26 protein-coding genes are annotated in these 21,645 nt (G+C 71.7%); 3 read left to right on the top strand and 23 right to left on the bottom strand.

Annotation, left to right across the window (positions count from 1 at the left end; genetic code table 11):
• Nucleotides 1-530: 530 nt before the first annotated feature.
• From MID12_RS24040 to MID12_RS23955, 18 genes are all read right to left on the bottom strand, one after another.
• On the bottom strand, nucleotides 531-731 hold the full coding sequence (locus tag MID12_RS24040) for a hypothetical protein (RefSeq protein ID WP_263170662.1): 201 nt from the start codon (nucleotides 729-731) through the stop codon (nucleotides 531-533).
• Between the two features lie 182 nt (nucleotides 732-913).
• Complete coding sequence (locus MID12_RS24035) at nucleotides 914-3,046, bottom strand: DNA/RNA helicase domain-containing protein (RefSeq protein ID WP_263170660.1); 2,133 nt, start codon at nucleotides 3,044-3,046, stop codon at nucleotides 914-916.
• Between the two features lie 83 nt (nucleotides 3,047-3,129).
• On the bottom strand, nucleotides 3,130-3,315 hold the full coding sequence (locus MID12_RS24030; protein WP_263170659.1) for a hypothetical protein: 186 nt from the start codon (nucleotides 3,313-3,315) through the stop codon (nucleotides 3,130-3,132).
• On the bottom strand, nucleotides 3,312-3,632 hold the full coding sequence (locus MID12_RS24025; protein WP_263170657.1) for a hypothetical protein: 321 nt from the start codon (nucleotides 3,630-3,632) through the stop codon (nucleotides 3,312-3,314). The genes MID12_RS24030 and MID12_RS24025 overlap by 4 nt, the downstream gene beginning before the upstream one ends.
• Nucleotides 3,629-4,768: a hypothetical protein gene (locus MID12_RS24020; RefSeq protein WP_263170656.1), complete on the bottom strand. Its 1,140-nt coding sequence runs from the start codon at nucleotides 4,766-4,768 to the stop codon at nucleotides 3,629-3,631. The genes MID12_RS24025 and MID12_RS24020 overlap by 4 nt, the downstream gene beginning before the upstream one ends.
• Nucleotides 4,765-5,142, bottom strand: a complete 378-nt coding sequence (locus tag MID12_RS24015; RefSeq protein ID WP_263170655.1) for a hypothetical protein — start codon at nucleotides 5,140-5,142, stop codon at nucleotides 4,765-4,767. Before MID12_RS24015 ends, MID12_RS24020 begins: the two co-directional genes overlap by 4 nt.
• Nucleotides 5,143-5,257: 115 nt before the next feature.
• Nucleotides 5,258-5,479 carry a hypothetical protein gene (locus MID12_RS24010; RefSeq protein ID WP_263170654.1) on the bottom strand — a complete coding sequence of 74 codons (222 nt, stop codon included), beginning with the start codon at nucleotides 5,477-5,479 and terminating at the stop codon, nucleotides 5,258-5,260.
• 40 nt (nucleotides 5,480-5,519) lie between these two features.
• Nucleotides 5,520-6,164: a hypothetical protein gene (locus MID12_RS24005; protein WP_263170652.1), complete on the bottom strand. Its 645-nt coding sequence runs from the start codon at nucleotides 6,162-6,164 to the stop codon at nucleotides 5,520-5,522.
• Nucleotides 6,157-6,348, bottom strand: a complete 192-nt coding sequence (locus MID12_RS24000) for a hypothetical protein (RefSeq protein ID WP_263170651.1) — start codon at nucleotides 6,346-6,348, stop codon at nucleotides 6,157-6,159. Before MID12_RS24000 ends, MID12_RS24005 begins: the two co-directional genes overlap by 8 nt.
• Entirely contained in the window at nucleotides 6,345-6,488 is a 144-nt protein-coding gene (locus MID12_RS23995; RefSeq protein ID WP_263170650.1) for a hypothetical protein, read from the bottom strand. The genes MID12_RS24000 and MID12_RS23995 overlap by 4 nt, the downstream gene beginning before the upstream one ends.
• 62 nt (nucleotides 6,489-6,550) lie before the next feature.
• On the bottom strand, nucleotides 6,551-8,161 hold the full coding sequence (locus tag MID12_RS23990; protein WP_263170648.1) for a DEAD/DEAH box helicase: 1,611 nt from the start codon (nucleotides 8,159-8,161) through the stop codon (nucleotides 6,551-6,553).
• A gap of 344 nt (nucleotides 8,162-8,505) precedes the next feature.
• Nucleotides 8,506-11,346, bottom strand: coding sequence for a DUF927 domain-containing protein (locus MID12_RS23985; RefSeq protein WP_263170647.1), 2,841 nt, complete (start codon nucleotides 11,344-11,346; stop codon nucleotides 8,506-8,508).
• Nucleotides 11,343-11,540, bottom strand: coding sequence for a hypothetical protein (locus MID12_RS23980; RefSeq protein WP_263170646.1), 198 nt, complete (start codon nucleotides 11,538-11,540; stop codon nucleotides 11,343-11,345). Before MID12_RS23980 ends, MID12_RS23985 begins: the two co-directional genes overlap by 4 nt.
• A complete protein-coding gene (locus MID12_RS23975) occupies nucleotides 11,537-11,857 on the bottom strand; it encodes a hypothetical protein (RefSeq protein WP_263170644.1) in 321 nt (106 codons plus the stop codon). The genes MID12_RS23980 and MID12_RS23975 overlap by 4 nt, the downstream gene beginning before the upstream one ends.
• Nucleotides 11,854-12,396, bottom strand: coding sequence for a hypothetical protein (locus MID12_RS23970; RefSeq protein ID WP_263170642.1), 543 nt, complete (start codon nucleotides 12,394-12,396; stop codon nucleotides 11,854-11,856). The genes MID12_RS23975 and MID12_RS23970 overlap by 4 nt, the downstream gene beginning before the upstream one ends.
• Nucleotides 12,393-12,698: a hypothetical protein gene (locus tag MID12_RS23965; RefSeq protein WP_263170640.1), complete on the bottom strand. Its 306-nt coding sequence runs from the start codon at nucleotides 12,696-12,698 to the stop codon at nucleotides 12,393-12,395. Before MID12_RS23965 ends, MID12_RS23970 begins: the two co-directional genes overlap by 4 nt.
• Nucleotides 12,699-12,712: 14 nt before the next feature.
• Nucleotides 12,713-12,997 carry a helix-turn-helix domain-containing protein gene (locus MID12_RS23960; RefSeq protein WP_263170638.1) on the bottom strand — a complete coding sequence of 95 codons (285 nt, stop codon included), beginning with the start codon at nucleotides 12,995-12,997 and terminating at the stop codon, nucleotides 12,713-12,715.
• Entirely contained in the window at nucleotides 12,994-13,230 is a 237-nt protein-coding gene (locus tag MID12_RS23955) for a helix-turn-helix domain-containing protein (protein ID WP_263170636.1), read from the bottom strand. The genes MID12_RS23960 and MID12_RS23955 overlap by 4 nt, the downstream gene beginning before the upstream one ends.
• A 330-nt stretch (nucleotides 13,231-13,560) precedes the next feature.
• Between MID12_RS23955 and MID12_RS23950 the strand changes: the two genes are divergently transcribed.
• The 3 genes from MID12_RS23950 (at nucleotide 13,561) to xerC (ending at nucleotide 15,927) form a co-directional block, all read left to right on the top strand.
• Entirely contained in the window at nucleotides 13,561-13,947 is a 387-nt protein-coding gene (locus tag MID12_RS23950) for a helix-turn-helix domain-containing protein (protein WP_263170635.1), read from the top strand.
• A 235-nt stretch (nucleotides 13,948-14,182) separates the two neighbouring features.
• Nucleotides 14,183-14,344 (top strand): hypothetical protein, encoded by a 162-nt coding sequence (locus MID12_RS23945; protein WP_263170634.1) that lies wholly within the window; start codon nucleotides 14,183-14,185, stop codon nucleotides 14,342-14,344.
• 2 nt (nucleotides 14,345-14,346) lie between these two features.
• The gene (xerC, locus tag MID12_RS23940) at nucleotides 14,347-15,927 is read left to right on the top strand and encodes a tyrosine recombinase XerC (RefSeq protein WP_263170633.1); all 1,581 of its coding nucleotides are present in this window, start codon (nucleotides 14,347-14,349) and stop codon (nucleotides 15,925-15,927) included.
• Between the two features lie 499 nt (nucleotides 15,928-16,426).
• Here the strand turns inward: xerC and MID12_RS23935 are convergent, their stop codons facing one another.
• The 5 genes from MID12_RS23935 to MID12_RS23915 all read right to left on the bottom strand — a co-directional run bounded on the left by MID12_RS23935 (nucleotide 16,427) and on the right by MID12_RS23915 (nucleotide 21,611).
• Complete coding sequence (locus tag MID12_RS23935; protein ID WP_263170631.1) at nucleotides 16,427-17,023, bottom strand: YjfA family protein; 597 nt, start codon at nucleotides 17,021-17,023, stop codon at nucleotides 16,427-16,429.
• Between the two features lie 331 nt (nucleotides 17,024-17,354).
• On the bottom strand, nucleotides 17,355-17,699 hold the full coding sequence (locus MID12_RS23930; RefSeq protein ID WP_263170629.1) for a helix-turn-helix domain-containing protein: 345 nt from the start codon (nucleotides 17,697-17,699) through the stop codon (nucleotides 17,355-17,357).
• A gap of 238 nt (nucleotides 17,700-17,937) precedes the next feature.
• Complete coding sequence (locus tag MID12_RS23925) at nucleotides 17,938-19,008, bottom strand: methyltransferase (protein ID WP_317633406.1); 1,071 nt, start codon at nucleotides 19,006-19,008, stop codon at nucleotides 17,938-17,940.
• A gap of 417 nt (nucleotides 19,009-19,425) precedes the next feature.
• The gene (locus MID12_RS23920) at nucleotides 19,426-21,264 is read right to left on the bottom strand and encodes a serine/threonine protein kinase (protein WP_040253890.1); all 1,839 of its coding nucleotides are present in this window, start codon (nucleotides 21,262-21,264) and stop codon (nucleotides 19,426-19,428) included.
• A 185-nt stretch (nucleotides 21,265-21,449) separates the two neighbouring features.
• A complete protein-coding gene (locus MID12_RS23915) occupies nucleotides 21,450-21,611 on the bottom strand; it encodes a hypothetical protein (RefSeq protein WP_263170628.1) in 162 nt (53 codons plus the stop codon).
• Nucleotides 21,612-21,645 lie beyond the last annotated feature (34 nt).

The raw sequence follows: 21,645 nt of genomic DNA, 5'->3' as shown, positions 1-21,645 counted from the left end.
CTATTCGGCATGGCCCCTGGGACTTGACCCATATGCTGATCCACGCCATTCCGATCTCCCGGCGCGTTGAGCGGGTGCAGCCCTAGGTCCCTCGGGTCCTGAAGGTCAGGGCCCGGTGAGGAGAAAGGATGGTGGTGGAGAGATGCGCAAGACGTGGGCCGGATTCTCGGCCTTCGAAAAGTTGTCGGTGCTGATCGGCGCCGGTGGCTTACTCGTCGCGGTCTTCGCCTGTGTGGTGCAGGTCGCTCTGTCGGCCTGATGTCGAGACGGTCACGCCGGGTATCGCGCATGCAGCGAGCCCGGTCAATGCATGGGTGACCGGGCTCGCGGCATGCGGCGGGGGGTGGCCTGTAGGAAGGCCGCTCCCCGCTGTCGTTGCAAAGTGATGTTTGCATGGTCACAGTGCATGCCGAACCCGAAATACGCAACAACGCATTGAGGCTCCTACCGGAGTGGTAGGAGCCTCAATGCTGCGTCTGCTTTTGGGCATGGCTGTACGCGGAGATCGTGACACCGCTCTGACCTGCGCGTCAAGCGGCCTCGCGGGTGGGGCGTTTGGCGTTGAGGGCCTGGACGTCGGCGACGGAGTACCAGGGCTGCCGGGGGCTGCCGCCGGAGCGGGTGAGCTGGCCGCGGTGGACGAGTTGGCGGACCCCGCCGAGGGTGATGCCGAGGAGGCGGGCGGTCTGGTGGGCGGTGAGGTGACCGGGGCGCAGGGTCTGGGGCTCCATGGTTTCAGTGTGCCGGAGGTCTCCGACAGGGGCTGAGGGTCTGTTTCCCGGTTCGGGGCGGGAAACGGGAAACCTGAAACCCGTGCAGGTCAGGTGCCGTGTTGGGGTGATGTCGGGGGCGAAACCGGTTTCGGGCGGGGGTGAAACCAGGGGCCTGCCCGAAACCGGCTCGGGAGGGGCTCCTAGTCGTCGTCTTCGGGGTCGTCGTCGGGGTCGGTGGCGGTCTCGGGGAGGTCGCTGTGGCGCACGCCCTTGGCGCCGCCGCAGCACTCGCGCAGGGTGAGTTGCTGGGTGGGGATGCCGAAGGGCTTCAGCGCGGCGGACAGGGCGGTCGAGGCGGCGGCGGGTTCCATGTCGGCCCAGGGGCCGTAGAGGGCGGGCCGGTAGGCGGCGAGGGCGGCGACCAGGCGGTGCGAGTGCACGGCCGCGGCGCCCTCGGGCCACACGGCGCGCAGGTGGTCGGCGGCGCTCTCCACCGCCATCTCCTCGACGGCGTGTCCGGCGGCCTCGCCGGTGAGGGTTCCGGCGGCGGTGCGCAGGGCGAGCGCGCGGGCGCCGATGGCCTCGGCCTCGGTCTGCTTGATGTGGGCGGCGCGCACGGTGATGCCTTCGCGGCCGCGGGCGAGGATGCCGGTGCCCTGCTCGTCCACGCTGATCTCCGTTGCGCGCAGGCCGCGTTCGTGGGCGCCGGTGCCCAGCACGTTGTTGTTGGCGCGCCAGTCCATGACGGCCAGGCACAGGCGGGTGCCGACCGAGGAGGCCACCGAGGTGGGCAGGCTGGGCGCGTCGGGGTTCTGGGTGAGGAGGATGACGATGATCCCGTAGGCGCGGCCCTTCTTGATGAGCTTGGTGAACAGGGTGGCGGCCTCGTCCTTGTAGTCGGGGTGGGTGAACAGCTCTTGGGCCTCGTCCACGACGATGACGCGCACGCCGAGGTCCTGCTCGGGGTAGCGCTCGGCCAGCTCGCGGGTGACGCGGCGCCCTTCGGGAACCTCCTCGGCCGGGAGTCCCTTGACGAACTTCGCCCGGCGCTTCTGCTCGGTGATCCCGGCGCGCAGGCCTGCGAGGGCGGCCTCCAGGTCCTCGTCGTCGTCGCCGGAGACGTAGCGGTGGCAGACGGGCCGGACGGCGTCGAGGTCGCCGGAGCCCTTCAACTCGTAGATCCACAGGGAGGCGGTGGGGTCCAGGGCCACGCCGAGGACGATCGCCAGGGCGCAGGACGTCTTGCCGGAGCCGGGGATCCCGCCGACCAGGAGGTTGGAGTAGATCAGGGTGATGGTGATGAGGTTGCCGCGGGGGTCGAACCCGAAGGGCAGCGGCCCGTAGACGTCGGCCTGGCCCTTGTTCATCAGCGGCCAGAGCTTGCGGGCGGCCTTGGCGGGGTCGCGCTGGGCGATCCACAGGACCAGGCGCCCGGGGTGCGCGGCACGGTCGGTCTCGGGCCACACCGTGCTGATGGGGCGGCGCATGGCCGCGGCGAGCGCGGCCCGCTTCTCCATGACCTTGACAGCCTCGATGCCGGGTGGCAGGTCGACTTCGGCGCGCCAGCCGGGGCCGTCGCGCTGGATCTCGGCGGCGAACCGCAGGCCGGGGCCCTTGGGGCTGCCGCCGAAGCCGATCGCGGTGAGCGCGTCGAACACCTCGGTCGAGGTGAGCGGCGCGAGGGCGCCGAGGGCGACGTAGCGGGTGATCAGGGGTTTGTCGGCGGGGGCTCCGGCGAGGCCGAGCAGCGCCGCGCCGGTGGCCGCCGTGGCGCCGAGGGTGGTGGGCTGCACCGTGAGTGCGGCGATGATGGCGCCCAGGGCGGTGGGGGCGGCGGCGGTGAGGCTGAGGATGCGGCGCGGGCGCACGCGGCGGGAGTGCTCGCGCGAGAGGATCAGCCAGGCCTCGGGGTCGCCTTCGAGGGCGGCGCGGGCGCGCACCGGGCGGGCTTCGGCGTCGGCGACCCAGCGCGCCCAGCGCCCGGCCAGGCGCGCGGCGCCCCGCGGGGAGCGGGCGACCAGGCGCAGCACGTAGACCGGGGTGCGCACGGTGTGGAAGGCGCCAAGGTGGCCGTAGTAGGCGCCCGTCCAGCGGGCGGCCTCGGTGAACTCGGTGCGGCGGCGCAGCCAGGAGGGGATGACGGGCGGGGCGTCGGCGAGGTAGGCCTGCCGCTCGCCGAGCCAGGTCCCGGCGGCCGGCCCGGGCTCGGGGTCGACGGGGCGGGGCTGCTCGGGCACTTCGGTGATGGTGTAGACGGTGCCGCCGTCGTCGTCGCGCAGGGTCTTCGCGGAGGCGGGCGGGGCGTCGGTGGGGCGGGTGGTGGTGTCGGCCATGCGGTGGTTCCTGCTCTCTCGCAGAGTGCGGGAGCCGGGGACGGCCGGTGGCTGCGGAAGGCGTACAGCCGTCCCCGGACGTCCTAGTTCTTGTTGCTGCGCTTGCGGTCCTCGCGGTCCTTGGCGCGCTTGACGATGCGGTCGATGCGCTTCTTCTGCGCGGTGGTCAGCTCGCCGCCGCGCATGGCCGCGACGGCGCTGATGCCCAGGATGCGGGCCAACTCGCGGCCGTTGACGGGGTCCTTGTCGCTGATCGGCATGCCGCTCACCGGCCCATGCTCAGGTCGCGGAAGACGGACCGGAGGATGAGCAGGCACACGGTCAGGCAGATGACGCACAGGGCGAGGACAGCGGCCAGGATCGTCAGCCCGAACACCACGAAGCCGATGGCGACCACGACCACGGTGAGGGCGAGCAGGCCCAGGCAGCCCCCGGCGAGGTAGGCGCCCCACGGGCGGGCCTGGAGCGGGGCGAGGGGCACCGCCGCGGCGGCCGGGACGGTCTGCGGCTGCTCGGGCAGCGCGTACATGGGGTTGCCCGCCATGTCGTACCCGATCTGCTGCCGGTGGGCAGGTTCGCGCATCATGCGTATCCCCCTTCCATCGGCGTGGCCGGGGCCTGGCTCTGCTGGCGCTTGGCCTCGCGGGACAGGGCGGTGCGCACGTAGGGCTCGGTGACGACCAGGCGCCGGTGGCGGGCCAGGTGTTCGGCGATCTCGCGGGCGGATGCGTCCGGGCCGAGGAGGGATGCCGTCTCGATGACGGCGCCTTCCACGGTGACCGGGGGCAGGGCCGTGACCTGCGGCGCATCTGGCGTATCAGGGCGATGCACCTGGTACTGGGCCGGGCGCCTGCTCAGGGCGAGGGCGACCGCCACGGCGTCCACCGGCAGGCCGTAGGTGCCGAGCAGGTGGGCGAGTTCGCCGGGCGCCGCATCCGGCCGCGCATCCGCGGCAAGGAGGATGGCGTCCTCGGGGTCCATCTCGGCGAAGCGGGCCCGCAGCACTGCCGTGGCCGTGCCCGAGCGGGGGCGCTGCGCGCGTTCCTCGACCGCGGCCGGGTGCCCGCCGCCGTACATGGCAGCCAGGGCCGCATCCGCGCCGCCCTGGATCCGGGCGCGCTGCACGCCGAGCAGCTCGGCGCCGAGGTCGTCGTCACCGGCACCGACCTCGCCCGCCAGTTCCCAGCTCTTGCGCTCCGCCTCGTTGCGCCGCTCCTCGTCGGGGTGCCGGGCGGCCACGGCCTGCTGGTAGGCGAGTTCGCGGACGGTGTCGGCGCCGCGGCGCCGGGCCCGGGCGGCTCGGCGGTCGGCCTCGGCGTCCTCGCCGGTGGTGTAGATGACCACCCGGCGGGCGATCAGCCCGAGCCCTTCGGCGGCGCCGGACATGGCAAGCGGAGTGATCGCGTACACCGCACGCTCGGCGCCGGTGTCCGCCAGGGCCAGGCCGGTACCGCAGGCGGCCAGCGGCGCCAGCCACAGCCCGATGCGGACCGGGGCCGGGGAGGTCTGGCCGAGGAGGGTGAAGCCGAGCACGGCCAGGGCCAGGATCAGCGTCAGCCCCTCGCCCGCGGCCACGACACCGGCGGCGGTCGCCTGGCGGCCGAACTCGGCGACGACGTTGGTGTAGGTGCCCCAGCCGCCGATCCCGCCCACGATCACCATGAGCGCGGCCGAGATGCCGAGGACGATCTGCTGCGTGCCGCTCAGCTCGCGGGCGCTCACCGGCCCTCCTCCGCATCGAGGGCGGCGACCAGGCGGCGCAGGGCGCCGTCGAGGGCGGTGGCGGCGACGACCATCGCGGTGTGGTCGTGGATGTTCGCCGCGGCGCGCTGCTCCAAGGCCATGCGGGCAAGGGTGAGAGCGGTGTCGACGGGCGGCGCCCAGTCGACCGCGTCCGTGGCCGGGTCGAACAGCGGCCGGTAGGGGCCGGACTGTTCGGCGACCGGCGCGGGAACGGCGGGGATACCGAGCCCAGGCACGCGGTGGTCCTGCCGCGCGCGCTGACCGGCGGCGGCCGCGTAGTCCGCGTCAGCCGCGGCGTGCAGCCGGGCCACCGGAGTCGCGGGCGGGGCGAGGCGAGTTGTGTCGGACGACATATCATGCGGCATAGCCGCACCTCCTGCTCAGATCAGGACGGTTGTCGGTAGAGGGTCGGGCGGTGCGATCGCCGCAGGTGCTCCAACACCTGCGAGCTGCTGCCCGGCCCTCGCGCTATTCGGTTGTTGTCTTGCGGTCCTGCTTCCGCAGCGCCTTGTCGACTGCGGTCCAGCTCCGGCCGAGTGCGCGAGCGACCTCGGCCCTGTTGCCGAGTTCCCGCACGCCTTCTTCCAGCGCTTGGGCTCTTCGTGTGGCGGCTTCGGACGCGAGGAGGTTGAGCTGCTCCAACAGCTGTTCCTCCTCGCGGACCCGGTCCATCCAGGACTTCACAGTCACGAGCGCGACCGTATCGAACCCGGGGGTTTGATACAAGCCCTCACGCGGCGCTCGATTGGAGCGCGGCGAGGGACAGCCACGTGCTCTCCGGGTAGGGGGTGCCGCACCACCGGCACTCCACCGTGGCCGTGCCGCGTGGCACTCGGAGCACCGCACCGCACACCGTGCCGTCTTCGTACTCGGCTGGACAGGTACCCAGTCGCATCGTCGGCTCGGGCGGGTCCACGACGCTGAGCACCTGCCGCTCCAGGTCGCGCATCTCGGCGGCGAACTGCCCGGCCGCGGGCCACTGCCCGGCGATCCAGTCGAGGTTGTGGCCGAGCGCCCGGGCGGCGACCTGCACCCTGCGCTCGACCGAGGCCCGCTCGACGGCGGGCGGGCCCCAGCCGCGGTCCGCCTGCATGGCCGCACGCCAGTCCTCCAGGACCCCGACAATGCCGCCAGGGCCCCGCAGAGACAGCGGCGCCTCGGCCACCGGCAACGGCGCCTCGGCCGCCCGGGTGCGACCGAGTTCGGGACGGCGGCCGGAGGGGTGCAGGTACGCGGCGAGGGCGTCGTACAGGCCAGGCAGACGGGCCAGTCGGCGAGCGCTGGCCGCGGTGCAGCCCTCGCAGAGGTAGCCCTCAGAGAGGGGCTGCTCGCACAGCCCGCAGGCGAGCGGCACGAAGTTGGGGGCATCAGCCACGGTCGGCCTCCTCGCAGCTGTGGCCGTAGACGACCTGCCGGGCGTCGGCCTCTCCGAACGGGCCCCGCTCGGCCCACAGGTCGTAGGCCATGCGCGAGGTCCAGCCGCACGGGTCGTGCGTCAGGTGGTGGAGGCTGAACCAGCCGGAGGCGCGGGAGGCGGACCAGTCAGCGGGCAGTCTCATCGGCCCTCACCTTCGGCGCAGTGGCCGGAGTGGCAGATGGCGTCGCCATTGCTGACGAGGTGGACGTGCGCGCCCTCGGCCGCGAGGTCATCGGCGGCCTGCTCCGCGAGGTCGGGCAGGGCGTAGTCGGCGTTGGTCATCGGTGTCCTCCGTGGTGTGTGATGGGTGGACGTCCGGGCCTGATAGCGACAGGCCCGGACGGTCAAGCAGCTGCGGTTTCGGTGAGGGCGCCGAGGACGGTGCTCACGCGCTGGATGTCGAGCAGGTCGGACAGGTCGCCCGCGGTCGCTCTCTTGGGGACCGCGATGCCGCGGTAGCGCGCGAGGCCGCGCTGCTTGCTGCTGGGCGGGCCCTGCCGCCAGCGGGCCTCGCGTGCGACGAAGGCGGCCGGGGCGAGGGCGCGGGCCTGCTGCTCCACCCACTCCATCGACTCGGTGAGCGGGCGGGCCGTGTCCCGGGCCGGGGACTGCACGCCCTCGCTCTGGCTCCACCGGCGTACCCGGTACAGCCGGGAGTCCGGCTGACGTTCCAGGAACAGGAACTCGCCTTGCCGCAGGGACAGGAACCAGGTGCCCGCCTCGGTGCGCAGCCAGCGGAACGCCGACTCCCCGAAGAGCTGAACCTCTTCCCACTCGATCCGGGCAGCGAGCGCGCGGCGCTGCTCGGTGCGCACCGCCTCCTCGGCGGCCTCGCGCAGGCTCTTGCCCTCTTCGGGCTGGGCGAGTTCCCGGCCGGTGAGGTCGACCAGGGAAGCGAGCTTGTGGCGGGTCGAGGCGCCCATGACGTCGAGGAGGAGGGCGTCCCGCTTCCCGGGTGCCGGCCTCAGGCCGCGCCCGGCCATCTGTACGTACAGACCGGGGCTCTTGGTGGGGCGGGCGATGACGATGCAGGAGGTGTGTGGGGCGTCGAATCCTTCGGTGAGGACCATGCAGTTGGTGAGGACCTGGACGTCTCCGGCCTCGAACTGGGCGAGGGCGGCTCGGCGGTCGTCGCGGGGCATGTCGCCCCAGACCGGCGCGGCGGTGATGCCCACGGCCCGAAGCGCCGCGGCGGCCGCCTTGGCGGTGGCCACGGTCGGCGTGAAGACGACGCCCGGCCGGTCGGCCGCGTGGTCGCGGTAGGCCCCGGCGATGGCCTCCAGGGCGCCGGAGTCCTCCAGTGCCTTGCCCAACTGGCCCTCGACCAGGTCCCCGTTGCGGGTGCGGACCGTGTCGAGGTTCAGGGTGTCGACCGTGATGCGCTTGCCGCGGACGTCGCACAGGTACCCGTCCGTGATCATGTCGAGGATGTCGAGGGTGAACACGACCTCTTCCCAGACCTCGGCCAGTCCCCCGTCTGTGCGGGTCATCGTGGCGGTGAACCCGGCGGTGGGCACTCCGTTCCAGGCGCCGAAGTAATCGAGGACCTCCATGTAGGTGCGGGCGGCGGCATGGTGGCACTCGTCCACGATGATCAGGCCGATGTCGCGGATGGCCTCGCGGCGCTTCAGGACGGCCAGAGTCTGGACACTGGCCACGATCACATCGGCGTCCTGGTGCTCGTCGCGCTCGGCCTTGACGATGCCGACGCGCAGCTGCGGGTCGACGGCCCGGAGCTTGGCGGCGGCCTGGGCGAGGAGTTCCTCGCGGTGCGCGATGACGAGGGCGCGGTGTCCGCCGAGCTGGTCGAGCATCCGGTGCACCAGGTGGGAGAAAACCACGGTCTTCCCGGCGCCGGTCGGCAGGACAACGGCCAGGCGGTTGGGGCCGTCAGCCCAGCCTCGGCGCAACGCCTCGATGGCGTCGAGCTGGTAGGGGCGGGGGGTGAAGGACACGGAGCACCTCGATCTCGATCCGGTGGAGAGGGGAGAGGGGCGGTACGCACTGCGTACCGGGTGCGTACCGGCTGCGTACCGGGGCAACAGCGCCTCTGACCTGCTCTTATGTCTGTCTCTCAGAGCAGTGGTACGCAGGTACGCAGGAACAGACAGGGGTCTATGTGTGCGTGCGCACCCGCGCAGGCGCACGCGCACGCCCGCGCAGGCGCACGCCCCCGAGGGGTGCCATTTCCGAGCCGCCGCGTACCGCCGCGCCCATGGGCCTTGATGTGGCTCTGAGCTGCGGCGATGCTGGCGACGGGGTGGTACGCACGGGGTGCGTACCGGCGACGGGGCGGTGCTCATGCCGCCTCGTCCTGCTCGCCGAACCCGATGCCCTCGGGCGTGAAGGCAAGGCATTTGGCGCGGGCGCCGTCGAACCTGCGGGGTACCAGGTGCGCGGGCCGCTGGCTCTTGAGGGTTTCGAGGTACCCGGCGTCCACCCAGCTGCCGACCACAGCGTCCAGCGAGTAACCGGCGTCCGCCAGGATCTTGCGGGCCCGCTCCGGCAGGAGGGCGACTCTCATGACGCCCTGGTCGCTCGACAGGACCCCGAGCCACCCCGAGTACGGGGCCCGCTCGTCCAGGTGTTTGCGGGCGGCGCTGAACAGTTCGTGGGCGTGTCCCGCTACGTACTCGCGCAGGACGTCGAGGGCCATCTCCGGGCGGTTGTCGGTCGGGTTGTGCGCGGTGAACAGTCCCCGCCACACGTCGTGGCCGAGGGGTTCGTAGGGCAGCAGCCCGCGCCCGCAGGCGAGTGACTCGGCCAGCACGAGCGCGGCCACCATCGGGGCCCGGCGGTTGGTCATGTCGCCGCCGCCGCGGAACTCGTCCACCAGCTCGCGGTGCCGCCTGCGCAGAGCCTCTTGCCCGTTGGGCTGGGCGAGGCCGCTGAGGATGTAGCGGATGAACTCCGGCCCGGCGTGCCCGTGGTGGGCGAGTACGCCCTCGCGGGCCGCTGCGGCGGCCTCTCCGCCCTTGTCGCCGAAGGGGGGGCTTGTGGTGCCGAGGATGCGGGCCGCGGCGCCCTGGCTGGTCGTGAACGACAGCGCGGGCCGCTCGCCCGAGGACAGCAGGATGGTTTCCCAGGGCAGCATGTTGCCGAAGGCGCCGCCCGACCGGGCTTTGCCGTGGTTCATCGGGAGTTGGTAGAGGACCTCGTCAATCAGCGAGTCGTCCGTGACGGCCATGGTTTCGTCGAAGACGGTGACGATGCCGCGCACCAGGTTCAGCCGCTTCTCGATTGCGTACAGCGTGGTGCGCCAGTTGTTCATGGCCGACGCGTGCTCGGACGGGTCGGCCCACACCGACAGGGCGCACTGGAGCGCGGTGGTCTTGCCCTTCGTCGAGCGGCTGGAAATGTCGAGGGTGAAGGAGTTGATCCCGAGCGGCTTGAGCAGCGAGGCGGCGAGCGCGGCGGCGATGGCGACGCGCGGCACGGGGAAGGCGGCCAGCCCCGCGACGGTCGTCTGCCAGCCCTCCAGGGTCCCCTTTCGGGTGTGCGCCCGGGCGGGGCCGCGCTGCTCCTCGAAGGCGGTGTCCACCTTGATGCCGTCGTCGGGAGAGGACACGAAGGTGCCGTCGTCCTGCCAGCCCAGCCAGCGGGCGAGTTGCTCGGAGGGGATGCGGTGGACGTTCTCGGCCTCGAACTCGGCGAGCCACTTCTCGACGGCCCGGGCGTCCCCCTCGATGGCCGGGAGCCCGGCGGCGCCCAGGCTCTCGATGAGCTTGCGGCCCCGCTTCGCCGTCTCGCGGCTGACGATGCGCGAGATCTTGCGGGGGTGGCCCAAGGAGCGGTCGATCCACGACAGCTCTACGTACTGGTCGCCTTCGGGGTCCTCGAACGTCGCGGTGACCGCGAGGGGCGCGAAGGTGACTCGGTTCCAGCTCTCGCCGGTCTGGTTGAGGACCTCGACCCCCGCGGTGGTGACGCGGTAGCCGAAGGGGGTGCGCACCGTGGCGGGGAGGCCGAAGGCGGTGTCGTAGCCGAACCCGCCCTTGTCCGCGACTTCGGCCGGCCCGGCATCCGACATCCGGTCTGAGACGGGCGCCGCCTCGGGAGCCGGAGTGCCCGGGCCGCTGCCCTGAGGTGCACCGACTGAGGCCAGGTGGCGGCTCCCGAACCCCTGGGCGCCGAGCGCGCGGGCGGCTGCCCTGTGGTCGCCGCCGTGGTGCAGCAGCGCGTAGGCCGTGAACTTGCTGTAGGGGACTTCCGCCTGGAACTCCGAGCCGGTGGCGAACACGTACAGCCGGTCGGCGTCGTTCTTGCCGGTGGTGGCTTTGACCCCGCCGACCCCGTCCGCCCACCCCCAGTAGGTCTCGCTGCCCCTGGTGTGCAGCGGCCGGAAGACGCCCCGGAGGACTTCGTCCCACGGTGTCCGGGCCTCGTAGTCGTCGCCGGGTCGCAGGCTGCCGTCAGGCCGGGGCGGTGCCGGTCGGGGTGCGGTCTTCGCAACGGTGGGCAGCGGGAGGGCGTCCACCATCCGGCACACGTCCCGGATAGCGTCTACGACCTCGGCGCCGAGCACCGGAATGTTGCCGGGCCCGCCCGCCAGCCGCGCATAGGGCCGACCGGACGCGTGCACCAGGCCGCCGGACGGCTCGACCAGGCCGTAGCCGCCCTCGCCCCGGGTCTCGATCAGTACACGGACCACGCGGGCGTCCGGTCGCTCCCGAACGCGCTGCTGCTCCGCCTCCGTGTACTCCTCCGGCCGCGCGAGCCGCGACGCCAGCTTGGTGTTGCCGGGGACATCGCCGCCCTCGACGCGCACCCGGTAGTGCCGTCCGCCCGAGGGTGATTCGGTGACCCAGCCGCTGAGGATCGCCGCCCAGGGCTCGCCGAGGCCGGAATCCTGCATGATCTCGGTGACGGCGTCGAGGAGGCCCTCACGGATCGCGAGGCCCTCGAACTCCAGCAGCTCGACGTTCCCCGAGACCTGGCCGTAGACGACCGCGATACCGGCAGGGCGGTCCCCACCGAACCACCCGTCGTGCTGCTCAGGTGTGGTCCGCTCGACCTTGTAGCTGAGCCAGGACACGGACGGCCTCTTGGTGCCGTCCGCTTTGATCGGCAGGACGCACAGGCCTGCGTCGTGCAGCTCGCGGGCGGCGGCCCGGAGCGAGGTCGGCTGTGCGTCGGTCACCGGTTGATCTCCTGTGGTGCGGTGCAGCGCTGGGGATGGTCCGCGCGGATGGCGGCGACGAACTCGGAGACGGCGCGAGTGCCGAATACGGGTCCTTCGCGGCCGGAGCAGCGCAGGCACTCGTAGCGGGCGCGGATGTTCTCCAGGTCCACGACCAGGAGGGCCGTGACCTCTCGCCCGTCCGGGCGGCTCACTGGAAGCCCCCGGCCGCGATGAGTGCCGCGATGAACTCGGCGCCGTTGTCCTGATGGGCGGTGCACAGGGCGATGTCGGCGGGGCCCAGGCCATCGGCGCGGTAGACGGTGAGCACAACCACGGCGTCCCGGGGGCAGCCGGAGCATGGCCCGGCGTGCTCCGGGTCGGCGGCGAGGTCGCACACGCACCAGGCACACCGGCCGCTGCGCGCGGGCTCGATGACCATGGAGGGCACCCGTACGAGGGCGGTGAGCGACTGCGCCTGCTCGTGGGCCTGCCAGCCCTTGATGATCTGCTCGAAGGTGAGGGTGCTCACGGAGTCGTCACCTGGCCGAGCTGGGCGCGCACCCGCGTCCATTCCTGGGTGCGGGTCTGGTGGGTGTTGTGGCGGCGGGGCCGGGTGCCGCTGTGGCTGGTGCAGAGGTCGCCGGGCCGGGCGCCGCAGGTGGCGCAGGCGATGGCGATCTGCGGGAGGGCACGCGCGGGCTCAGCGACGTCGGCAAGCCGGGCGAGGTGGGCGCGGAGGTCGGCGAGGGTGTCCGCGGGGTGCTGGCCGGGCGGGACGATGAGGAGCCGCTCGCAGACCAGGGCGCGCCCGCCGAGCAGGCCGGAGTTCGGACCGTCTGCGGTCAGGACGGTCAGGCAGTGGTGGGCGGCGAGCCTGCGGACCTCGTCTTGGCCGATGACCCGGTGCACGCGGTCGAGGACCCCGCGGGGATCGTCGCTGTCTCGGACCAGACCGGCCACGAAGGCGACGAACTCGACTACGGCCGGGGCGCCGCCTTGGCCCCACGCGTCGAGGGCGGCGAGGATCTCGGCGCGGTCAACGGCCTTGGTGTCGGCGGCGGTGCTCATGCCCGGCCTCCGTAGATGGTGGTGAACTGGAGAATCGACGGGGGCGCGAGGTCGACGCCGGTGAGGTCGGCGAGGAGCAGGCGGGCGAGGCTGTCGCGCCCCTCGCGGTCGAAGCCGGGCGCCAGGAAGATCGAGATGCGGCCCTGATCGACGGCGGCGATACCGACGAACCCGGCGGCCATGTCGGCAACCTCGGTGATCTCGGCGCCGAGGTCGGCGAGGAGCTGGGGCAGCGGCTCGGACAGAAGGCGGGCGGCGAGCGCGGGGCGCTCGGCAGGCCTCTCCGCAGATACGGTGGTCATGAGCGGGCTCTCTTCTACTTCGCAGTGTCGGGGGTCTGCTCGGCGTGCGGCGTCGGGGCGGTGGCAGCCCCGGCGCCGTCTGCGTTCTCGGCCAGGCCGAGGAAGGTGAGGAGTTCATGGCGACGGACTCGCAGGGCGCGGCCGCGGCCGAACTCCAGGACCTTGAGGGGGAACTCGCCGTCCTTGATCAGGCGATATCCGAGGTCGGCGGAGATGTTCAGAGCGTCGAAGGCCTGCCGGGCGGTCGGCATCGCGGGGAGGGCAAGGACCTCCTCCGGGGCGAGGGCAGTGCGGCTCATGCGGGCACCGCCCGCGGGGTCGGGATCGCGGCCGCAGCGCGGGCGGCCCGCCCGCCGGGAATGAACAGCACGAGGACGTCCACGCCGATCACCTCGGCGAGGCGCTCGGCCTTGGCGGCGGGCAACGTGCGCTGCGCGCCGGTGCACAACCCGCTGATGGTGCCGTTGCTGAGGTCCGCGCGAAGGGCCAGGCCGCGAACGGTGAGCCGTTCGCCGGTGCCGGTGCGCTTCATGAGTGTGCGGAGTAGGTCCCCGCTGACCAGGGTGTATGCGCGCTCGGGCGCAGGGGAGGACTCGTTCACGTTTTCCTCGCTGAGTGATTCATTCATCGAGTGGAACGCGTTGAGCGTAGCACTGGATGAACGAAACGTTCAGTGAGTGAAACGGAGGTGTTGCGGGGGATTCAGTCAGTGCGCCTGTGCGACCTAGCCACTGCGCTCGACTTGCTGAACAATCCGTTCAGGTAGTGAAATGAACAGGCCCTCTGAGCAGGCGGGTTAGAGCCGATGACGCGTAGAACCCTTGAACGTCCCTTACAGGAGGCGAGTGGCAGGATGACGGCCATGTCCGACACCCCCCGCACCCAGTTCGCCGACCTGATCCGAGAGCGCCGGGCCCAACTGGGCCTGTCCCTAGCGAACTTCGCGGCGCGAGCCGTTGACCCAGAGACCGAGACGCAGATTACGAGCAGCTGGCTGCACCGCCTGGAAAGCGGCAAGCCGATCACCCCGCCCCAGCTCCCGGAGCTGCGAGCCCTGGCCGCGGCAGCCGAGTTGGACTTGGAACTCTTGCAGGATGCCGCAGGCCAGCAGTTCCACGGTGTCGAGCCCGTTTGGTCCGAGTCCGGCCATGCACGCGCCTACGTTCGCCGCATGGAGCGCATGACGGACGAGCAGCGAGAGCAACTGATGCGCTTCCTCGACTCCGTACTCCCACCGGATGACGAGTGACCGTTGGCCATAGGTAGGGCGCAATAATTACAGAAGGTAGTTGACGTCAACAAACAGTAGTGTTGCGGGACATCAGGGTGCGATCATGACTCACCTGCCCCCCTTTCCACTCGGACGGGGGACACTAGGCACACATTCGAACGGTAGTGCGAGGTGACGGCGCATGGAGCGCAGCCCGAAAGCGCGGTGGGTTCTCCGGGACGATCTCCCGGACGGCCACGTCCTCATTCCCGTCATGGGAGAGGACGGGACCACCGTCATGGTCGCCCGCAAGGGACACATGTCCGAGGAGCTGCTCGACGCCCTGAACAGGTCCCTTGAGCACCTCATCGAGACCGGGCTGTGGGTGCCCGGCGTCACCGCGGCCCCGGCCGCCGAAGGAGACCCCAGGGGGTAGGCATGCCGACTCGTCGGGCGGGCGGTATCAGCAAGAGATGCGAGTGCCGCGGGGCAGACGGCAAGTTGCTGGGCAAGGCCTGTCCGCAGCTTGCCAAGAAGGCGCACGGCGCGGTGCAACTGCGTCAAGAGCTACCGCTCGACGCGGATGGCAAGCGCCGGCCGTTCCGCCGCACAGGCTATGCGACCGTGACCGACGCCCAGCAGGACCTGACCAAGCTTCAGAGCATCCTCGACCTGGTCGGTGACGACGAGGATGCAGCGCGCCGGGTCGGGGACCTGCTCCAGAACGTGATGCGTGAACGGCTCTCCATCCCTGAGGCCGCCGAAGTGTCGCGCCGCATCGGCGTCGGCGTACCACTCGACGGTGCGATGACGGTCGGCGAGTGGCTCGATACCTGGGTGGCCTCGAAGAAGACGAAGACGACCACGACGAACGGGTACCGCTCTCACATCCGCGTCCACCTGAAGCCTGGCGTGGGGCACTACCGCCTCGACCGCTTCAACGTCGGCCACGCTCAGGAGTTCTTCGACCGGATCGACGACAACAACGAGGTCGTCCGGGCGGAGAACCAGGCCCGCCGGGAACAGGAGGAGCGGTGCCGGTGGGGGAAGAACTCTCGGCCCCCTGCTGCCGAGTCGGCGCGCTTGGCGGTCGAGCGCGAGCGGCTGGCCCAGTTGCCGCCCTATCGGAACGTGACCGGGCCCGCGACCAAGCAGCGGATACGGGCCACGCTGCGCACCGCCCTGAACGCGGCGATCCGGCGGCAGCTCATCACCTTCAACCCGGCCGCGCACGTCGAGTTGGCGAGCGGGAAGCGGCCGAAGGCGGTGCTGTGGACCGACCAGCATGTAGAGCGCTGGCGGAAGACCGGCGAGAAGCCGTCCGCGGTGATGGTCTGGACTCCGCAGCAGATCGGCGCGTTCCTGGATGAGGCCGAGAAGAGCAGGCTCTACGCCTTCTTCCATCTGATCGCCTTCCGGGGCCTCCGGCGCGGTGAAGGGGTCGGGCAGGACGAGGCGAACGTCGACCTGGACGGGCAGACCATCACGATCTCCAAAGAGATCATCGTTGACGGCTGGGTGCCGTTCGAGGACACCCCGAAGACAGACGGTGCGGCGGCGACAATCGCCCTCGACTCGGTCAACGTCGCAGTCCTGCGTGAGCACCGAGCACGCAAGGCGACCGAGCGAGAGGCCTGGAACGCGCGGGCCGCTCAAGAGCGCGCCGCGGGCAAGGCCACGGCGGACTGGGCGGAGACAGGCAAGGAGTTCGTTGACCTCGACGGGACATGGCTGCATCCCGAGCAGGTCTCGGACGAGTTCCGCCGCATTCAGGCGCGGGCCGATCTTCCTCCGATCAATCTGCGAGACCTGCGGCACTGCGCGGCCACGCTCATTCACGCGGGCGGCGGCGATCTCCACGCCATCAAGGAGGTGCTCCGGCACTCCACGATCAAGCTCGCCTCGGACACGTACACGAGCCTCCTCGCAGAGGTCGATCTGGAGATCGCGGAGAGGGCGGCGGCCATAGTGCCGCGGGCGCGCAAGCCACGCACGGAGGCGTCGCCCTCGCAGCCGTGAGCGCTATGCTGGAAGCTGCACCGCGAGGGCCCCTGACCTGCAAGGTCAGGGGCCTTCCTGCTGGCCCGCTGCTGGCCCCAACGCCACCCAACGAGACCGGATCAGACCAAACGAGACCGAACAAGCGGAGAGCCGCTGTCGACCATGCATGGCGCTTGACCTGGGCATTAGCAGACGAGAGCAGACGAGAAAGTCGAGAGCAGACGAGACCGTACGAAGTGCCCGCAGACTCATAATCCGTCGGCCGTGGGTTCGAGTCCCACCCGCCCCACCGCAAGGTTCCGTCCGAGAACCGTTTCTCCCTACGGAAACGCGGGAGTGGGGTCGCCACTCTGCGAGGGCACTCCCCGTTCAGCCGTTCGCACCAAGATCGAGTGGACCCGCAGTGCACGCAGTGGACGCGGGGCCGAACCGTCCGGGCTCTCCTGGATGAAGGGGCACCTTCCACGAGTCCTCACCGTTGAGAACGATGCAGGCAACAGGCGCCCTGTGCCCTGGCCTACGACCACGGCGCCTCCTCGGTCGCGGTGAAGCAGTACTTCTCCCAGGTGCCCTTGCGGCTCTGGGCGACGCTCGGCACCGCGCACGCTCGCACCTCGAAGGTCTTGCCGACCACGACCATGGGCGTGAACTGGTCGTGGTGGGACCCCACCACCGCGCTCTGCGCGCCGCCGTCGGTGGAGGACACAGTGACCTCGTCGCCCACTTCGGCGCTGGTGATCCGCGCCCACACCGCGCCGCACCGCCGGGAGTAACGGAAATGCAGCGTGGCCGGGTTGTGGTCCTTGCGCTGGTAGGTCACCGCGTCCGCGGTGCAGCCGCCGGTCCGCTGCGGATTCTTGCCCTCGCACCCCTTCCCGGGGCAGGGCTGGGCCGCGGGCGGTGAATCGGGCGGGAAGATCTCCCCCCACAGGCCGGTGGACAGCGCGGTGGTGAAGCTGCCCAGGACCACGGTCAGGATGCTCAGGGTCGCCGTCGCGTGCGAGGCAGGGTGCCAGGCAAAGCGCCAGCCTCGGCCGATCCGGCGCGCGGCACCGCTGCGCAGGCGGCTGAACCAGCTCGGCGGCGTGGGAACCGGGGCGGGATCGGGGCTCATGCCGCCCCGAGGCGCGTCCGTGCCCGCGCACGGGCGGCCCGCGGACCCGCGACCTGGCGGTACTGGGGCGCTGCGGTTCCGCGGGCGCTGCTGGCGCGTGGTGGGGGTGTGGTCATCTCGGCTCACCTCACGTGTGGTGACCGCCGCGGCAGGCGGGGACCCTGTCAGATTCCCGGAGGGCACTGACGGCACGTCAGACGACTACCGGCCATTGTTCAGACCATTCATGGTGATTCCGGGGCGGCGAGTGGGCTGCCGAGGACGGCTGCTCGACCAGGACGCGTCGGCCGCCGGTCCGAGTCCCACTCCCTACGTACTCCCTACGCGCTCCCTACGACCGAGGCCGCCGCCCCGGCGCCACCGGCACCGCACGCTGCCCCGCGGGCATGCCCCGCTGCCCGGGCACCCCGTGCTGCGCCCCCGGCCTCGGTGCCGCGGGTGTGCGCATGCGGCGGCCGAGGGCGATGCCCAGCTGGAAGCGGTTGTCGACGCCGAGGGCGTCCATCAGGGAGCGGAGGATGTTGGTCACGGTACGGGGGCTGACCCCGAGGCGGTGGGCGGCACTGGCGTCCGTGTGGCCGGCGATCAGCAGGGAGATGAGCCTGCGCTGCCGTTCGTCGAGCGGCAGTGTCTTCTCTTCCCTGCCGCACAGCGGCCGTTCGAGCCTGCGGTCCATCCGGGTCCCCTCCCTGAGCGCGTCCCCGGGCACCGCGCCCCTCGGAGTGCCGAGGGGCGCGGTGCCCGGCTGATCCGAGCTTGGGGTGTGATCCGTTCCAGAAGCCAGGAAAGCCGGGCTGTTGGGGACGCTGGAACACGAAAAGGGGTGCTGAGCTGCGCGGACGTGGGCCGCCTGGAACGCGTGACTGGGACGGCCTGAGCCGGGTGGGGAGGGCGGGCCCCTCCCCCACCGGGTCCTATTCGGCCGGGGCCGCCTCGATCAGCCGGAAGGCCTGCGGCGGCGGGAGCTGACGGAACACCGGGGCCTGGAAGCCCGCCGCGCGGCAGAGCGCGGTGAAGTCCTCCTCGGTGCGCTCCCGGCCGCCGAGGTTCACCAGCATGTTCAGATCGCTGAGGTACATCAGGGGCGGGGCGTCCGGCGGGACCACCGCGGGCAGCGTCGGCTCGACGAGCAGCAGTCGGCCCTCGGGCGGCAGCACGGCCCGGCAGTGGCCGAGTATCCGCGTGCACTGCTCGTCGTTCCAGTCGTGCACGACGCTCTTGAGCAGATAGAGGTCGCCGCCCTCGGGCGCGAAGGAGAAGAAGTCGCCCGCCACACAGGAGGCGCGGTCGGCCACGCCCGCGCGCGCGAAGGTCTCGGCGGCCTGGGCGAGCCCCTCCTCGGTGTCGTAGACCACGCCGCGCAGGCCGGGGTTCTCCCGCAGGATCGCGGCGAGCAGCGTGCCGTCACCGCCGCCGACGTCGACCACGGTCCGGAACCGCCCGAAGTCGTAGGCGCCCGGCAGCACGGCCGCCGCCAGCCGCGAGCCCTGGCTCATGGAGGCGTTGAACTGGGCGGAGAGCGCGGGGTGTTGCTTCAGGTGCGAGAAGAAGTCGGTGCCGAACACCGCGTCGAAGGAGGGTTCGCCGCTGCGCACGCTGTCGCCCAGGTGGTCCCAGGCGCGCAGCATCACCGGATCGGCGAACATCCGCACGAAGGCGGCCAGCGAGTCGGGGCGCGAGGTGCCGAGCAGGGCGCCGGTCGCGGTGAGCGCGAAGACGCCCTGCCGCCGCTCCTGGAGCAGTCCGAGCGCCGTGAGGGCGCGCAACAGCCGGTGTACGGACCGCGGTTCGGCCTTGCAGCCCTCGGCGACCGCCTCCGGCGTGCTCTCCCCCTCGCCGATGAGGTCGGCGATCCCCAACTCCACGGCGGTGTACACCGTCCGGGCCGCCATCGCCCCGAACATCACCTGCACGACGCTGCCCGGCTGGGGCACCTCGGCACCCGGCGCCCCGGCCGCTCCCCGCTCCGCTTCTCCCGTTGCCATGCGCGCTCTCCCCTTCGAAAGTCTGCCTGCGAGTCGTCGAGCATCCCGGGCGCAGGCGGCAGGGAGCCGACCCGCACCCGCGGCTCAACATAGGCAAGCCTAACCTCACTTGAGGTCATCAAAGCGGATACGCCGACGAGGGGCCGTACAACAGGCCGAGGGACAGGGAGAGTTGCACAACCGACCGGCGAACGGCTGGAGTTGGGCCGAGTCAGCAGCGGAGACGGCCCCGCGGGACGCGCAACGGGCCCGGTACGGAGATGAGTTCCCCGTACCGGGCCGCCGCTGGGCAGCGCCAGGACAGCGCCCGAAACCGCTCGCCGCCGATCCGCCGATCCTACTCGTCCGCCACTCGCCGACTCGTCAACTCATGGGACCCACAGGGCACATGGATGTCGGCTCACTGACCGCCGTCTTCTACTCGTCGTCCTTCGGCGGCTCGGCGTTGCGCCAGATCGTGAGGTCGAGGGTGAGGTACCTGCTCGGGTCGTTGGCCCCCGACTTGCCCCGGTAGGTGGCCACCGCGACATGGCCCGAGTTGCTCATCACGCAGATCTGCGAGCCGTTGGTGAGCTGGTCGAGGCCGATCTCCTCGGTGTAGCGGGTCTCCCCGCGGCAGGTTTCGAGGGAGCCCTTCTGCGAGTTGTTCAGCAGCACCAGCTTGCCGTTGTCGGTGCCCAGACGGTTCTCCAGGTCCGCGCCGTCGCTGTAGTCGTAGAAGAGGTCTCCGCCGCTGTAGCTCGCGCCGCTGTCCTCGCCGTCGATCGGGTTCGGCGGGGCGTCGGCGAGCATCACGTAGTAGTTGTCGGTGATGTCGATGCCCTGGTACGAGACCGGCTTCGGGTCCGGCCGGTCCTTGCCGCCCGAGGAGCCGCCGTCGGAGGAGCCGCCGCCGGAGCTGCTGGTACCGGGCGACTTGGCGTCGTCCTTCTCGGAGTCGTCGGGCACCAGCGCGCCGATGACCGCGAGGACCACGATGGCGCCCACGATCGAGGCCGCGACGATCAGCCCCGACCTGCGCTTCTTCGGCTGCGGCGGCATGCCCCAGGGCTGCGGCCCGCCGATCACCGGCGGCGGGGTGGGCACGAAGCCGCCGTTGTTGAAGGGCGGCGGGGTGCCGTGGTTCACCGGCGGCGGGGTGTGATAGCCCGGCGCGGGCGTCGGCGGCGGGGTGCGGTACCCCGGCGGCATCATGCCCGGGGCGGACCCCGCGGTCTGGGTCGGCGCGGAGGGCGGGCCGAAACCGGTGGGCGCGTACGGACTGGCGCCGCCCGGCGGCGGGGTGTGCGGGGAGTGCTCGGTCGGGGTCGGCGGGGCGGTGGGCTGCGGCGGCGGGGTCTTGGCCGGCTCGGGCAGCCTCAGCCGCTCGGTGATGGAACCGGCGACCGCCTGCGGCAGCCAGTCCTCGCCCTGCCGGAGCGGGGTGGGCGAGAGCTCGTGGCACAGCTCGATGACCTCGGGCAGCGTGGGCCGGTCCGCCGGGTCGCGGCTGAGGCAGCGGGTCACCAGCGGCCGCAGCTCCGCGGGCAGCCTGCTGAGGTCGGGCTCCTCGTGCACGATCCGGTAGAGCACCGCGTGCGAGGGGCCGTCACCGTAGGCGGGCGCGCCGATCGCCGCGTAGGCCGCGATCTGGCCGAGCGCGAAGATGTCCGTCGCGGGCGTGACCGTACCGGCCGCCGCCTGTTCCGGCGCCATGAAGGACGGGGTGCCGACGGTGACGCCGTTGCCGGTGAGCGCGGTGGCGTCGGCGGCACGGGCGATGCCGAAGTCGATGACGCGGGGCCCGTCGGAGGCGAGCAGGACGTTGGCGGGCTTCAGGTCGCGGTGGACGATGCCCGCGCCGTGGATGACGTGCAGCGCCTCCGCGACGCCGACCGTCAGCAACAGCACGCTGCGCAGCGGCAGTCCGCCGTGCCGGGAGACGGCGTGGGCCAGGGAGGGGCCCGGTACGTAGGCGGTGGCGAGCCAGGGCTGCGCGCCCTCGGTGTCGCAGTCGATGACGGGCGCCGTGTACAGGCCCTGCACCCGCTGCGCGGCGTGCACCTCCTGCTGGAAGCGGCGCCGGAACTCCGGGTCCTCACTGAACTCGGGCCGGATGACCTTCAGCGCGATGGGCCGCCCGCCGGGCGTGTACGTGAGGTACACCTTGCCCATGCCGCCCGCGCCCAGCACGGCCGCGAGACGGTAGCCGCCGACAACGGCCGGGTCGTCTTCCTTCAGCGGCTGGAAGAGATCGGCCGAAGGTGCACTGCTCATGACGAACCATCCCCTGTTGGCGGCAGCGCGGATCCTGCCTGTTCCCCGAAGTCACCCGGGAGCGTACCGAATTCCCGCTCCGCTCCTTTCCGCCCCTTGGCAACAATCCCGCCACAGAACGCCGTTCGGTTTCCCGCCACGCGCCGAGTGCCCGGATTGTCCGCCCGCGCCGCCGAGCGCGCAGGTCACCGCTCCGCGCCGCCGGGCAGCTCGCCCGGTCCGAACACCGACTGGTGCAGACCGGGAACGGTCAGACTGTCGGTGCGGAGCAGCTGGTTGTGCGCGAGGACATCGGTGGAGAAGATCGGGATCGGCAGCGTCAGGCCGGGCGGCAGCGGCGGGGGCATGTCGGGGCCACACGGCCGTACGCTCCGGCAGCGC

Source organism: Streptomyces sp. SCSIO ZS0520 (assembly GCF_025643355.1).
Taxonomy (GTDB): domain Bacteria; phylum Actinomycetota; class Actinomycetes; order Streptomycetales; family Streptomycetaceae; genus Streptomyces; species Streptomyces physcomitrii.
This window is presented reverse-complemented; position numbering and strand designations above follow the sequence as displayed.